General features: G+C 65.3%; 13 protein-coding genes. 5 read left to right on the plus strand and 8 right to left on the minus strand.

Translation table 11 applies throughout. The features are described from left to right. The first annotated feature begins 113 nt into the window (after positions 1-113). The 5 genes from LJ754_RS03605 to LJ754_RS03625 all read left to right on the plus strand — a co-directional run bounded on the left by LJ754_RS03605 (position 114) and on the right by LJ754_RS03625 (position 5,623). On the plus strand, positions 114-1,436 hold the full coding sequence (locus LJ754_RS03605) for an extracellular solute-binding protein (protein ID WP_227925486.1): 1,323 nt from the start codon (positions 114-116) through the stop codon (positions 1,434-1,436). After that, on the plus strand, positions 1,433-2,395 hold the full coding sequence (locus LJ754_RS03610) for a carbohydrate ABC transporter permease (RefSeq protein WP_227911784.1): 963 nt from the start codon (positions 1,433-1,435) through the stop codon (positions 2,393-2,395). Before LJ754_RS03605 ends, LJ754_RS03610 begins: the two co-directional genes overlap by 4 nt. Next, positions 2,395-3,237, plus strand: coding sequence for a carbohydrate ABC transporter permease (locus LJ754_RS03615; RefSeq protein ID WP_227911785.1), 843 nt, complete (start codon positions 2,395-2,397; stop codon positions 3,235-3,237). The genes LJ754_RS03610 and LJ754_RS03615 overlap by 1 nt, the downstream gene beginning before the upstream one ends. A gap of 38 nt (positions 3,238-3,275) precedes the next feature. Continuing rightward, on the plus strand, positions 3,276-4,511 hold the full coding sequence (locus LJ754_RS03620; RefSeq protein ID WP_227925491.1) for an ABC transporter ATP-binding protein: 1,236 nt from the start codon (positions 3,276-3,278) through the stop codon (positions 4,509-4,511). Positions 4,512-4,645: 134 nt separating this feature from the next. Further along, positions 4,646-5,623: a hypothetical protein gene (locus LJ754_RS03625; RefSeq protein WP_227925493.1), complete on the plus strand. Its 978-nt coding sequence runs from the start codon at positions 4,646-4,648 to the stop codon at positions 5,621-5,623. A 1-nt stretch (position 5,624) separates the two neighbouring features. On the opposite strand, the gene LJ754_RS03630 is transcribed toward LJ754_RS03625, so the two are convergent. The 8 genes from LJ754_RS03630 to LJ754_RS03665 all read right to left on the minus strand — a co-directional run bounded on the left by LJ754_RS03630 (position 5,625) and on the right by LJ754_RS03665 (position 13,320). Next, entirely contained in the window at positions 5,625-7,586 is a 1,962-nt protein-coding gene (locus tag LJ754_RS03630) for an NHL domain-containing thioredoxin family protein (RefSeq protein ID WP_227925495.1), read from the minus strand. Beyond that, complete coding sequence (locus LJ754_RS03635; RefSeq protein ID WP_442860302.1) at positions 7,586-9,805, minus strand: cytochrome c oxidase assembly protein; 2,220 nt, start codon at positions 9,803-9,805, stop codon at positions 7,586-7,588. The genes LJ754_RS03630 and LJ754_RS03635 overlap by 1 nt, the downstream gene beginning before the upstream one ends. Before the next feature lie 124 nt (positions 9,806-9,929). Next, the gene (locus tag LJ754_RS03640; RefSeq protein ID WP_269437355.1) at positions 9,930-10,214 is read right to left on the minus strand and encodes an HU family DNA-binding protein; all 285 of its coding nucleotides are present in this window, start codon (positions 10,212-10,214) and stop codon (positions 9,930-9,932) included. 302 nt (positions 10,215-10,516) lie between these two features. Then, positions 10,517-10,822, minus strand: a complete 306-nt coding sequence (gene rpsN / locus LJ754_RS03645) for a 30S ribosomal protein S14 (protein WP_227902692.1) — start codon at positions 10,820-10,822, stop codon at positions 10,517-10,519. Positions 10,823-10,824: 2 nt separating this feature from the next. Next, positions 10,825-10,992: a 50S ribosomal protein L33 gene (rpmG, locus tag LJ754_RS03650; RefSeq protein WP_013602737.1), complete on the minus strand. Its 168-nt coding sequence runs from the start codon at positions 10,990-10,992 to the stop codon at positions 10,825-10,827. Beyond that, on the minus strand, positions 10,992-11,228 hold the full coding sequence (rpmB, locus tag LJ754_RS03655; protein ID WP_146360594.1) for a 50S ribosomal protein L28: 237 nt from the start codon (positions 11,226-11,228) through the stop codon (positions 10,992-10,994). The genes rpmG and rpmB overlap by 1 nt, the downstream gene beginning before the upstream one ends. A 374-nt stretch (positions 11,229-11,602) precedes the next feature. Further along, complete coding sequence (locus LJ754_RS03660) at positions 11,603-12,745, minus strand: glucose-1-phosphate adenylyltransferase family protein (RefSeq protein ID WP_227925497.1); 1,143 nt, start codon at positions 12,743-12,745, stop codon at positions 11,603-11,605. A gap of 80 nt (positions 12,746-12,825) precedes the next feature. Then, positions 12,826-13,320: a MarR family winged helix-turn-helix transcriptional regulator gene (locus tag LJ754_RS03665; RefSeq protein ID WP_227925498.1), complete on the minus strand. Its 495-nt coding sequence runs from the start codon at positions 13,318-13,320 to the stop codon at positions 12,826-12,828. Between the last annotated feature and the right edge of the window lie 194 nt (positions 13,321-13,514).

A 13,514-nucleotide genomic window follows, 5' to 3' on the forward strand; every position in this document is an offset into this window, starting at 1 on the left:
AGCACTTGCTGCTTAGTGTTTGCTGGGAGTCAGTCCTAGAGTTCGTTTGCAAGTCACAGCCACGTGGGCCGTACTGCAGCCCGCGCCTACAACGAGGTGGAGGCACAGTACCGATGCCAAAGGATGCAAGACACTGGGGGCGCACCCGGAAAGGGGCCCGGGCCGCTGTCGGCGTTGCCTTGGCACTCGGCGCGACCCTCCTGACCGGCTGCGGCACCGATGAGGGCGCAGCACCCACTCTGACCTGGTACATCAACCCGGATGCCGGCGGCCAGGCGGAGCTGGCCAAGCAATGCACCGAAGCATCCGGCGGTGCCTACACAATTGAAACGTCCCTGCTGCCCAACGATGCCGCGTCCCAGCGGGAGCAGCTGGCCCGGCGCCTGGCTGCCGGTGACAAAAGCATGGACATCATGAGCCTTGATCCGCCCAACGTGCCCGAGTACGCGGAACCGGGCTACCTTGCCCCGGTGCCCGCCGACGTCGCCGAGCGCACCACCCAGGGCGTCCTTGAAGGCGCCCTCGCGGGCGCAAAGTGGAAGGACGAAGTGGTGGCCGTGCCGTTCTGGGCCAACACGCAGATCCTCTGGTACCGCAAGTCGGTCGCTCAAGCTGCGGGGCTGGACATGAGCAAGCCGGTGACCTGGGACCAGATCATCGAGGCCGCCAAGAGCCAGGACAAGTACATCGGCGTCCAGGGCGCCCGTGCCGAATCAATGACGGTCTGGGTCAACGCACTGGTGGAATCGGCCGGCGGCACCATCGTGGAGAACCCGGACGCCCCGGCCGATGAACTCAAGCTCGGCCTGGACACCGAAGCGGGCAAGCAGGCAGCAGAGGTGGTCTCCACCATCGGCAAGGAGGGCCTCGGCGGGCCCGGGCTGCCCACCCAGACGGAAAACACGTCCATGATCCAGTTCCAGGGTGACCAGGGGTCCTTTATGGTCAACTACCCCTTCGTCTGGCCGGCCACCAACGCGTCGGTGGAAGAAGGGGCCCTGCCGGACACGCTGATCGACGACATTGGCTGGACCCTGTATCCGGCCATGACGGAAGGCGAGGATACCGCGCCTCCGCTGGGCGGCATCAACCTGGGTGTGGGCTCGAACAGCCAGCACCCTGACCTTGCCTACCAGGCCATTGAATGCATTGTCTCCCCGGAGAACCAGGCACAGTACTTCGCCACCAACGGCAACCCGCCGTCCAATGAAGATGCCTACAACGACCCCTCGGTTACGGAAACCTTCCCGATGGCACCCACTATCCGGGACTCCCTGGAGCTGGCCAAGCCGCGGCCCCAGACCCCGTACTACAACGAAATCTCCACCGGCATCCAGCAGACCTGGACACCGCCGAGCGATGTAAACCCGGATTCCACACCGGCCACCAGCCAGGAGTTCATCATCGAGGTCCTTAGAGGGGAGAAACTGCTGTGAGCACTTCCGTCGAAGCAGCCCGGGAAGCCCCGGCACCTACCCGTCCCGTCAAGCAGCCCCTCAGCGACAGGGCCAAAGCCGAACGCCGGCTGGGCCTGTGGCTTGCCGGGCCCGCGTTCGTCATCATGCTGGCCGTCACGGCCTACCCCATCCTGCTGGCCCTGTGGGAATCGCTGTTCAAGTACCGCCTGACCGCGCCTGCCGACCGTGAGTTCGTGGGGCTGGGCAATTACGCCACCATCCTTTCGGACGGCCTGTTCTGGCGGGACCTCGGCGTCACCGTCCTGATCACGGTCATCACCGTGGTTGTGGAACTGATCCTCGGCTTTGCCCTGGCCCTGGTCATGAACAGCGCCCTGAAGGCCGTCCGCGGCTGGCTGCGGACCGCCATCCTGGTGCCGTACGGCATCATCACCGTGGTCTCCGCCTTTGCCTGGTTCTACGCCTTCGACATCAACTCGGGCTACATCAACAGCTGGTTCAGCTGGGTGCCGGGCATCGACGCGGACCTGAACTGGTTCGCCGACACCTGGACGGCGCTGTTCGTCATCATGGCATCGGAAATCTGGAAGACCACACCGTTCATTTCACTGCTCCTGCTGGCCGGCCTGGCGCAGGTGCCCGGAGAACTGACCGAAGCGGCCGAAGTGGACGGCGCAACCTGGTGGCAGCGCATGTCCAAGGTCATCATCCCCAACATGAAGGCCGCCATCATGGTGGCGGTCCTGTTCCGGGCACTGGACGCGTTCCGCATTTTCGACAACGTCTACATCATGACCAACGGCGCCTACGGCACCGAGGTGCTCTCGCTGTTGGCCTACCGGACCTCCATCACACGCCTGGAGATCGGCATGGGTTCGGCAGTATCGGTCCTGCTGTTCGTCTGCGTGATCATCATCTGCTTCATCGCCATCAAACTGTTCAAGGTGGACCTTACCGGTGCACGAGGGGGTAACTAGTGAAATCCTCACCAACCAAGCGGCGGTGGATCTGGGGCATCATCTCGGTGCTGGTCATCCTGTACGCGCTCTTCCCCGTCGCCTCTATCTTTGCGACCTCGTTCAAGCTGCCGAGCGACCTGACCTCCGGGACGTTCCTGCCCAACACCTGGTCAACCACCAACTACGAGCAGATCCTGGTCGGCGACGCGCAGGGCCTGTTCCTGAGTGCCCTGCGCAACTCCATCGGCATCTGCCTCATTGCCACGTTCGTCGCCGTCATCCTGGCCACCCTGTGCGCGTACGCCATTGCCAGGCTGGATTTCCCCGGCAAGCGCCTCGTGCTGACCACGGCACTGGGCGTATCCATTTTCCCGGTGATCTCCATCGTGACCCCGCTGTTCAACCTGTGGCGCAACATCGGCCTCTACGACACCTGGCTCGGGCTGATCATTCCCTATCTGTCCCTGACCCTGCCGATCTCCATCTGGACCCTGGCAGCGTTCTTCCGGCAGATCCCGTGGGAACTGGAACAGGCCGCCCAGGTGGACGGTGCCACCACGTGGCAGGCGTTCCGCAAGGCCATCGTGCCGCTTGCGGCGCCCGGCGTCTTTACGACGGCGATCATCGCGTTCTTCATTGCGTGGAACGACTTCGTGTACGGCATTTCGCTGACCTCCACCGAAGCAGCCCGGCCGGTTCCCGCCGCCCTGGCGTTCTTCACCGGCGCTTCCCAGTTCGAGGAGCCCACAGGAGCCATTTCGGCGGCGGCCATCATCGTCACCATTCCCGTAGTTGTCCTGGTGCTTGCGTTCCAGCGCCAAATCGTCTCCGGCCTAACCCAGGGCGCCGTCAAGGGCTAGGCCCTTCGGCACCCGGATGAAAGAAAAGGATCCCAACCATGGCATCTATTACCCTTAACCACCTCGTCAAGAAGTACGGCGACGGTTTCCCGGCCGTCAACGACGTCAGCCTGGATATTGCCGACGGCGAGTTCGTCATCCTTGTGGGCCCGTCCGGCTGCGGCAAGTCCACCCTGCTGCGCATGATCGTGGGCTTGGAAGACATTACCTCCGGCGACCTGCTGATCAACGGCCAGCGCGTCAACGACAAGGCGCCGCGGGACCGCAACCTGGCCATGGTCTTCCAGAACTATGCCCTGTACCCGCACCTGACCGTGTACGAAAACATTGCGTTCCCGCTGCGCCTGAACAAGGGCAAGTACAACGACGAGCAGGTGAAGAAGCTCGTCACCGATGCCGCCGCCACCCTGGAACTGACCGAGCACCTGGACCGCAAGCCGGCCAACCTCTCCGGTGGGCAACGGCAGCGGGTGGCGATGGGACGGGCCATTGTCCGCCAGGCCGATGCCTTCCTGTTCGACGAGCCGCTTTCCAACCTGGACGCGAAACTGCGCGGCCAGATGCGCTCGGAGATCTCCCAGATGCAGCGCCGGCTGGGCGTAACCAGCATCTATGTGACCCACGACCAGACCGAGGCCATGACCCTCGGGGACCGGGTGGCCGTGCTGAAGAAGGGCATCCTGCAGCAGGTGGCATCCCCGCGGGAACTCTACGAACAGCCCATCAACCTCTTTGTGGCCGGGTTCATCGGCTCCCCGTCCATGAACTTCCTGCCCGCCACGCTGGAGAACGGGGTGCTGCGCACCGCCGTCGGCGATATCCGTATTCCGGAAGAGAAGGCAGCCAAGGCAGCAGGCAAGAAGGTTGTCCTGGTCGGTATCCGCCCGGAGTTCTTCGAGGATGCGTCGCTTGTGGAGGGACACAAACTGGAGCACGGCTCCACCTTCACCGCGCCCATCACGCACACTGAGTGGCTGGGCAATGAGCAGTACGGGTACATCCACTTCGATCCCACGCCCGAGGTTCGTGAACTGCTGGACGCCCTGGCGCGGGACATGGACGCCGACGAGCTCCGGCCGCAGGTGGTGGTCACCCTCGACGCCGCCAGCCGGATCCGCGGCGGCCGCGACGCCGAACTGTGGCTGGACACCCGCAAGGTACATCTCTTCGATCCCGAGACGGGCGAAAACCTCACCCGGGATGCCGCCGCCGGTGCGGAGCTGACCGAGGAAGCCAACGCCGCCCGTGCCGAGGAGATTGCCGCAGCACGCTAGGACGTTCCCGCCGCGTCCTGACCTCCCGTTGCCCCCGCAGGGCTGCATAAGAGCGCTGCGGCAGCGCCTGACACGTTGGCCGGACCGGGGAACCGATCCGGCCAACGCTGCCTCGGGCAGGTAACGTAATACCGGTGCAGGGAACATCACCGGTAATCAAGGCAGTGGCCAGTTGGCTGCTTGCCCTCATGCTCACCATTGCGGCCGCCGTCGTCGCCGTCTACTTCGTGAACGCGAAGGCGTACGGCCCCGAACACCAAATCCGCGCCTATCTGCAGACGGTGGCCGACGGCGAGGGCGGGCAGGCCCTGGGGCTCCTCCACGCCTCGGTCCCCGAGGCCAATGCCGCACTGCTGGACGACGAGGGACTCCGTGCCTCGGTCAAGGGCCTGGAGGTGCTGGAGGTCGGCGAACCCGAGGACCTCGGCGAGGACCGCGTCCAGGTTCCGGTGCGTTATGCGTACGACGGCACGGAGGGCACCACCGGGTTTGTCCTCGAGAACGCCGGAAAACACTGGATGTTCTTCGACACATGGGAGTTTGTCCCGTCAGCCCTGCCCACGGTGCAGGTCAATGCCCCCGCACTGCGGGAAGCGAACCTCAACGGTGTACGGGTAACGCTGCCCGAGGGCGTGAACACGTTTGCCGCTTTCCCCCTCTCGCGGGTGGCGGCCTCCTATGAAAGCCCGTATCTGGCGGCCCCCGAGCAGCACACGGTGGTGACCGCGGAGTCCGAGGAACAGCTGAATCTGGCCCCCGAGGCCACCAAGGACCTGATCTCCAAGGTGGACACCAGCATCCGCGCGTTCCTGGACGAGTGCACCGCCGCGGACCGCCTGGCTCCCCCGGGCTGTCCGTTCTACCACTTGACCAACAACCGGGTGGACCAGCCCATCAAGTGGAGCATTGCGCAATACCCCCAGGTAAAGCTGACGCAGACCGAGGGCCGCTGGGTCCTGAGCCCGCTGACCGGCACGGCCCGGGTCACGGCCACCCAGATCGACCTCTTCACCGGAGCCAAGAGCCCGCTGGTGGCCGAGGAGGGCTTCACCTTCAACGCGGCCCTGCGGGTGGACGGCGAAGAGGTGTCCGTCACCCCCCAGGTGGACTGACTTAGTCCAGGCCGCGCAGGTCCAGGACCAGCGCGGACTCGCCGTCGGCCTGCACCTCAACCGGGATTCCCCAGTCCTGCTGGTACATGTGGCACGCAGCGTGGTCGGGGATTTCACCGCCGGGCTCGCCGTCGCATGCCGCCGCGCGGGCGGTGATGTGCAGGACTCCCCCGCTCACCTGGTCCGACAGCACGATCTCGCGGGTCAGGCCGGTGGCCGTGCCGCCGCCGGAGACCAGCAGCTCCTCCGGGGAGGCGGAAATCTTCAGCTGCGTGGGGTCGCCCCAACGGTCATCCAGCTTCTGCCCCTTGGGGGCGGCGAAGCGGATGGTCAGAGCCAGGGGGCCGGCAGCCACGGCGGTCTTGGGCCGCTGCGTCTGGCGGGCACCTTCGTCCACGGACTGGGCGTCCTTCGGGATGGGCAGGCGGACCAGCTGGTGCCGGTTTGCTTCGACCACAATCAGCAGCGGCTCGGTGGAACTGCTGTCCACCAGGACGTCCGACGGCTCGGCCAGTCCCCGGGCCAGGGTGGAGACGGTGCCCGTGGCCGGATCATAGCGGCGCACGGCGCCGTTGTAGGTGTCCGCCAGGGCCACCGAACCGTCCGGCAGCACCGCCACGCCCAGCGGGTGCTGCAAACGGGCCTCGGACGCCTCGCCGTCGCGGAACCCGAAGTCGAACAGGCCGGCGCCGACGGCGGTGTCCACCTGAACGCTGCCGTTGGCGTCCACCGTCAGCCGGCGCAGGGCCGAGGTTTCAGAGTCGGCCACCCAGATGTTTCCGTCGGCGTCCTCGGCCAGTCCGGAGGACTGGGCGAACCAGGCCTCCTTGGCTGCGCCGTCGAGCAGTCCTTCCAATCCGGTGCCCGCCAGCACGGCTACCCCGCCGGTCGCGGGGTCGAAACTGAAAACCTGGTGCGTACCGGCCATGGCCACCACCAGGCGGCCGAGCTTCGCGGACCAGACGAGGTCCCACGGCGAGGACAGCGAAACATTCAGCGGATCAGCGCCAAGCAGGTCGGAAGCATCTGCCGGAACACTGCCTGCCCCAGCCGCGTCCTCTGCGGTGGCCGCCTCGGCGGCACCGGCCTTGGACTGGTTCCCGGCGTCCAGCAACCGCTGCACGCCGTTGCCGGCCAGCGTAGTGACCGTTCCTGCTGCCATATTCACCCCGCGCAGGCGGTGGTTCACGGTGTCCGCCACAACGACGTCGTACCCGGCCTGCGCAGCCACATCGGCGGGCAGCAGGGCCACGCCCTGGGGCTCGTTGAAGCGTGCCGCGCCAGCGTCGCCGTCGCGCCATCCCTTGGTGCCCTCGCCGATCACGCGGCGGACCGTGGCCAGGTCGGCTTCAAGCTCCACCAGCCGGTGGTGGCCTGTGTCGGCCACCAGGAAGGTGCCGCCGGGCAGGGCGGTTACCTTGCCCGGGAAGCGCAGGTCTCCGGCGGAGGGCTCTGCGGGCACGTAGGGACCGTCGCCGCGGTGCAGCGTCCCCTTGGCCTCATGCTCGGCCACAAGCTCGGCTACGAGCGATTCCAGGCCCGCTGCGTGGCCCTCGCCGGACAGGTGCGCCACGATGTAGCCCTCGGGGTCCAGAACTACGAGTGTGGGCCATGCGCGGGCGGTGTAGGCCTGCCAGGTCAGCAGCTCGGGGTCGTCCAGGACCGGGTGGTGGATGTCATAGCGCTCGACGGCCGCGGCCAGGGCCACCGGGTCCGCTTCGTGCTCGAACTTGGGTGAGTGGACTCCCACCGTCACCAGCACGTCCGAGTACTTCTCCTCGAGGGGCCGCAGCTCATCCAACACGTGCAGGCAGTTGATGCAGCAGAAGGTCCAAAAATCCAGCAGCACAATCTTGCCGCGCAGATCCTCCAGGTTCAGCTGCCGGCCGCCGGTGTTCAGCCAGTTCCGGCCCTCCAGCTCTGAGGCCCGCACCCGGTATCCGGCACGCACGGTTTCAGTCATTAACGATCTCCTTGGTCCTGGGTCCTGGCATCATGCTGGGCCAGTGTTGCAAACATGTTGTTGTAAGCAGTGAGGTCGGCGTCATTATTCCGCTCGGCCGCGCGGTCGGAACGCCGCGTCTCCCGTGCGTCGCTCTTGGACCACTGGTAAGCGACCCCGATGGCGACGAAAAGCGTGGGGATTTCACCGATGCCCCACATCAGGGACCCGCCCAGCTGCTGGTCTGCCAGTGCCGACAAACCCCACTCCCGGGCCATGTTGCCGAAGTAGGAGGCCTGGATGAGCGCTGTGCCGCCCATCACTGCCACGCCGAAGAACGCGTGGAAGGCCATGGTGGCCAGCAGGATGACCAGCCGCAGCGGGTACGGCGCCCGGGCGGGCAGCGGGTCGATGCCAATCATGGTCAGGATGAAGATGTAGCCGGTGAGCAGGAAGTGCAGCACCATCAGCTCGTGGCCCACGTGCTCGCGCAGGGCGAAGCCGAACAGGTCCGAGTAGTAGAAGATCACAATGGACCCGGCAAAGTTCACGGCGGCGAAGATGGGGTTGGTGATGATCTTCGAGTAGCGCGAGTGCACTCCGATCAGGATCCATTCCCGGATCCCGCGGGTGCCGTCCCGGCGCGGGGCCAGGGTCTTGAGCGCCAGGGTCACCGGCGCGCCAAGCACCAGGAACAGGGGCACCACCATGGTCAGGGCCATGTGCCCCAGCATGTGGGTGCTGAACAGGACCATGCCGTAGACCGCAGGCGCCCCGGAGGTGATGTAGGCCAGGGCCACCAGGCCAATAAGCCAGCACGCGGTGCGCAGCACCGGCCACTTGTCTCCGCGGCGGCGCAGTTTCACCGCACTAATCAGGTACGTCACGGCCAGGGTGAGGATAATCGCCACCCACAACCAGTCCGGCCGCCATTCGGTCAGGTACCGCTCCGAGGTCAGTTCCGGGGGCAGGTCGTATCCGGTGAGGATGCGTGCCGGCGACGCGTCCGTGGGCAGTTCTTCCGAGCGCGGGGGTGCGGTGCGGCCCAAGGCCACCGCCACGCCGGACACGGCGCCCATGATGGCCAGTTCCACGGCCACCAGCTGCCACAGCACCCGCTGCGCGGACAGGTCCCCCTTGGAACCGGCCACGGCCGTTGCTCCGGCGGTACCGGGCGTGCGTGCCGGGTTGGAGCCGGCAAGGCGGGGAATGATCCAGCGGCGGTGCATCAGTCCCAGCAGGCCCAGCAGCAGGGTCAGCGCAGCCTTGGTGAGCACCAGGGCGCCCCACCGGCTGCCGAGCTGGTCCAGCGAGGTGATCCGCAGCGAGGCGTTGACGACGCCGGAGAGGAACACCAGTGCGAAGGCGAAGCCGGCCAAGGCGGAGAACCGGGTCAGTACGACGCCGGTGATGGAACCGAGCTGCCGCGAAACAACGGCCAGCACAATGATCCCGCCGATCCAGAGGCACACACCCAGCAGGTGCAGGCCAATGGAGTTCACAGCCGCGCTGTGGTCGTCACCGCCGGCCGAGTGGCCAATCAGGGCGGTGGGCAGCAGCGCGCCGACGGCAAGGATCAGGGTGAAGGCCAGCATGCCCAGGGAACGTACGCCGAACGTCAGTGCAGTGACGACGGCGGCAATAATGCTGATCGCCAGCCAGGCCCGGCCGGTGGAGAAGTCCGTGAGGAAGGAAGCCAAGCCGTCGGTGTACCCGGAGCCGGCGCTGAGCGGAAGGCCGGAAACGTCCGAGTACGTGAACACCATGACCGCCAGGGCGGACACGGTCCAGAGAATGGCGGCTCCGCTGGCCAGCGTCAGTGTGCGGGTGAACGCGGGATGCTCCGGTTCGGCTGATGCGGCCTGGCCGGTATCGGATTTGCGCGTTCGTTTGAAGTTCAGGTGTTTGGGCACAATAGCCACTGCGAACAGCAGTGAGCCGATCACCGCCGCCATGGAGATGTTCTGTACCGCTTTGGCCGCTGGCAGTGCCCAGCGGGTCAGCGCACCGGGGTCCCCCAGCTGCGAAGCCCCGGCTGCGCCTGTGAAGAGCAGCGCGGAGGCGAGGGCAATAAAAACGAGGGCGCCGGCAGCCGCCAGCCAGCCGGTCCGCACCGCGCCAGCGTCAGCGTTCCCGCCGTCCGCTGCGCTTGGATCATTCCCGGTGGGCGGCTGCGGGCGCAGGTCAGCGCCTGCAGAGCGGGCGGTGGAGGTTTTGGCAGATTTTGGCACAGTACCCATTCTCTACCCCCGGTAAAAATAGGGCCAATCATTGTTGCCACCCTCACGGTGTGCCCGGACGCAGAAAGGGCCGGCATCATGGATGCCGGCCCTCTGTACGCTGCGGCTTAGGCCGCTGCGGATGCTACTTCTTGGAGACAGCGGCCTTCAGCTTGGAGCCGGCGGTCAGCTTGACGCTGTGGCCTGCCGGGATCTGGATGGTTTCGCCGGTCTGCGGGTTGCGGCCCGTGCGTGCAGCGCGGTCGGTGCGCTCAACTGCGAGCCAGCCCGGGATGGTGATCTTCTCGCCGTTGGAAACGGAGGTTGCGAAGATGTCGAAGACGGCATCCAGCACGCCGTTGACTGCGGTCTGGCTGTTGCCGGACTTTTCTGCAACTGCGGCAACAAGTTCACTGCGGTTCATAGCCAATTTATGTCCTCCTGGACTCTGGGGTATTTCGTGCGGAAACGCGGATGCGAAACCGCCGCTGTTCGAAAACTTACCAGCTTGGACCCCCAACTCCGGCAAAAACCCCTGCATTCAGCGGATTTTTCCGGTTTTTCGAGCCGAAAAAGGCCAATTTCGGCTGGCCGGACCACCAACTCGCGTCCCCGGCCTCCTGCGTGATACCGTCCCGCGCCCCAGCTGGTACAGCGCGGCCCTGAAGCCCAATTAACAGCAAAAAGGGCGACCCCTTCAAGGGGCCGCCCTTTTTGGCGGTAACGCAGTGCTTACCAGCTGGACTTCTTGATGCCCGGCAGTTCGCCTGCGTGGGCCATGTTGCGGAAACGCACACGCGAGATACCGAACTTCTGGAGGGTACCGCGGGGGCGGCCGTCAATCTGGTCACGGTTGCGAAGGCGGACCGGGGAAGCGTTGCGCGGGAGCTTCTGCAGGCCGAGGCGTGCAGCTTCGCGGGCTTCGTCGGTAGCGTTTTCGTCTACCAGGGTCTTCTTCAGTTCGAGGCGCTTTGCAGCGTAGCGCTCAACAACGACCTTGCGCTGCTCGTTGCGGGCAATCTTGGACTTCTTTGCCATTCTTAGCGCTCCTCACGGAATTCGACGTGCTGGCGGATCTTGGGATCGTACTTCTTCAGAACCATACGATCCGGATCGTTGCGACGGTTCTTGCGAGTTACGTAGGTGTAGCCGGTGCCCGCAGTGGACTTCAGCTTGATGATCGGACGTACGTCCTTATCCTTAGCCACTACAGCTTCACACCCTTCGCGATCAGGTCGGTAACAACAGCGTCGATGCCGCGGATGTCAATCGTCTTGATGCCGCGTGCAGAAACCTGCAGCGTCACGTTGCGGCGCAGGGACGGAACCCAGTAGCGCTTCTTCTGAATATTCGGGTCGAACCGACGCTTGTTGCGGCGGTGCGAGTGCGAAATGCTGTGACCAAAGCCGGGGATGGCTCCGGTTACCTGGCAGTAAGCTGCCATGATCTCTCCTCCAGTTGTAGTAAATATGACGGTCCTCAAAAAACAGACACAAGGCCAAAGCGCCTAAGCACCTGCCATAAAGAGCGTCCCGCCACCAGTTTTGACACCGTTATTACTGCGACTTTCCGGAGGTTGACCTGGCGGGGTGAGATCCAGCCGAAGTGCCTCGCCGCGGGGAAGACGGTGAAGTTCAGGTAGCCGAACGGGGAAACCCGGCTCGACAGCCCTCAATTCTAGGTTTATACGGGTGGCCGCGCAAATACTCCTCCGCCCGCGCGGGGCAGGCAGATTAACATACGCACGACTTAACGCCTCTCCATCCTAGGGCCAACGGGCGTTTCGTTCAAACTCGCAGCGCCCCCGGGTGCCGGGTATCACGACGACGGCGGATCGACCTTTGAATCCCGTCCCACCACTGCCACGCCGTTTTCCGGATCCTGCTCCGCGCCGTCGAGTTTGCGTCCCTGGCCGATCACCGTTCCGGAGTCCACCACCAGGTTGGCGATACGGGCGCCGGAGCGGACCACCACATCCTCCAGCAGGACGCAGGAGTCGACTTCCGCACCGGCTTCCACCACTGCGCCGGCGCTGAGCACGCTGCGCCGCACCGACCCTTCCACCCGGGACCCGGGGGCCAGGAGGCTGCTCTCGACCCGGGCAACCCGGCCTGCAAAACCGGGCAGCCGGCGGGGGCTGGCGGAGAGCATTGGCCACTGCTGGTCATCGAAATCCAGTCCGCGTCCGTCAATCAGGTCCATGTGTGCCTGGTGGTAGCTGCGCGGGGTGCCCATATCCCGCCAGTAGCCCGGCAGCCGGTGCTCCACCACCTTGGCGTTTTCCACCAGGTAGGGAATGAGCTGGTCCCCGTAGTCTTCGAGCTGCCCGTCCCGACGCACCAGCTCGTCCAGGGCATCCAGGAGCACATCGGCGTCATAGAGGAAGATCTCCGCAGCCACCAGATCCGACTTGGGGTCCTCGGGCTTGTACTCGAATCCGGTGACCGTCCCGTCCGATACCTCCACCACCCCGTGGTCTCCGGGATTGTCGTTGGCCAAAGTGGTGACGACGGTCAGCGCCGCCCCGCTCTCCTGGTGGGTGTCTACAACCTCGCGGTAATCCAGCCGGTACAGGTGGTCGGCGCTGAGGACCAGGACCAGGTCCGGATCGAATTCACGCATGTAGTCCGCCTGCCGGTACAGGGCGTCCGCGTTGCCCTGGGCGAACCCTTCGCCCTCGCCGCCCTGGAACGGCGGCAGCACCCGCAGTCCGCCGTTGGTACGGTCCAGGTCCCAGGGCCGGCCGCTGGCCAGCTGGTCATTAAGTGACTGGGGTTTGCACTGCTCCACAATCCACACGTCGCCGAAGCCGCTGTTGTGCACGTTGGAAAGGGAAATGTCGATCAGGCTGTAGGAGCCGGCCACCGGCATGGCCGGTTTTGCCCGGTGTCCGGTCAGGCTCCCCAGCCGGCCGCCGGTGCCGCCGGCCAGGATTACGGTCAGGATTCGGGGTACGCGCATGCTTTTGTGCCTCTCGTCGTGCCGTGTTCGGTACTTTCCACGCTAACAACCCCGCGCGGGCACGGCACAAGCGGAACTGACTAGGGCCGCTGGCAGGGGCCCAGGATGCCGTTGCCGGGATTAATCCGCGTGAGGATCTTCTTGCCTACCCGCTCCAGGTCCTCTACGTCCTGCTCGGTGAGCCCGTCAAAGACCACGCTGCGGACCGATTCCACGTGGTCCGGCGCCAGTGCCTTGAGCGCGGCCATCCCCTCATCGGTCAGCGACGCAGTGGTCACCCGGGCATCGTCGGGCGACGGCGAGCGGGACATCCAGCCGCGCTGCTCGAGTTTCTTGACCACGTGCGACAGCCGGGACAGGGACGCGTTGGAGCGGGCAGCCAGTTCGCTCATGGGCAGGCAGCGTTGCTCGGACTCGGAGACCATGGCCAGGACGTGGTAATCGAAGAGGGTCAGCCGGGCACGGCGGAAAAGATCGGCGTCGAGGGTGGCGGGCAGCAGGCTGGAAACGGCATACAGGGCAAGCCAGGCCTGCCGCTCCTGGGGGCTGAGCCAGCGGGGGCTGTTTTCGGTCATGCCGGCTGTCCTCTCGTCAATGGTTTACCTTTCAATCATCTCAGGCTTCTTCCCCCGCTCCTACCACCGGCGCAATCCGGGGCGTTAAACCAGTGCTGCTGTTACTGCTGTTACTGCTGTGCCAGCTAGCGGCCCGCGGGTTCTGCAGTTGCCGCGCCGTCGCCGTCACGCTCCGTGCCGAGTGTCTCAAAGGG

It is taken from the genome of Arthrobacter sp. zg-Y40, assembly GCF_020731535.1.
In the GTDB taxonomy this organism is placed as follows: domain Bacteria; phylum Actinomycetota; class Actinomycetes; order Actinomycetales; family Micrococcaceae; genus Arthrobacter_B.

Coding starts and splice junctions, on each gene's coding strand:
- LJ754_RS03635 (WP_442860302.1), bottom strand. CDS start 9,805: ATGGGTACTGTGCCAAAATCTGCCAAAACCTCCACCGCCCGCTCTGCA.
- LJ754_RS03665 (WP_227925498.1), bottom strand. CDS start 13,320: ATGACCGAAAACAGCCCCCGCTGGCTCAGCCCCCAGGAGCGGCAGGCC.
- rpsN (WP_227902692.1), bottom strand. CDS start 10,822: ATGGCAAAGAAGTCCAAGATTGCCCGCAACGAGCAGCGCAAGGTCGTT.
- LJ754_RS03620 (WP_227925491.1), top strand. CDS start 3,276: ATGGCATCTATTACCCTTAACCACCTCGTCAAGAAGTACGGCGACGGT.
- LJ754_RS03660 (WP_227925497.1), bottom strand. CDS start 12,745: ATGCGCGTACCCCGAATCCTGACCGTAATCCTGGCCGGCGGCACCGGC.
- rpmB (WP_146360594.1), bottom strand. CDS start 11,228: ATGGCAGCTTACTGCCAGGTAACCGGAGCCATCCCCGGCTTTGGTCAC.
- LJ754_RS03630 (WP_227925495.1), bottom strand. CDS start 7,586: ATGACTGAAACCGTGCGTGCCGGATACCGGGTGCGGGCCTCAGAGCTG.
- LJ754_RS03605 (WP_227925486.1), top strand. CDS start 114: ATGCCAAAGGATGCAAGACACTGGGGGCGCACCCGGAAAGGGGCCCGG.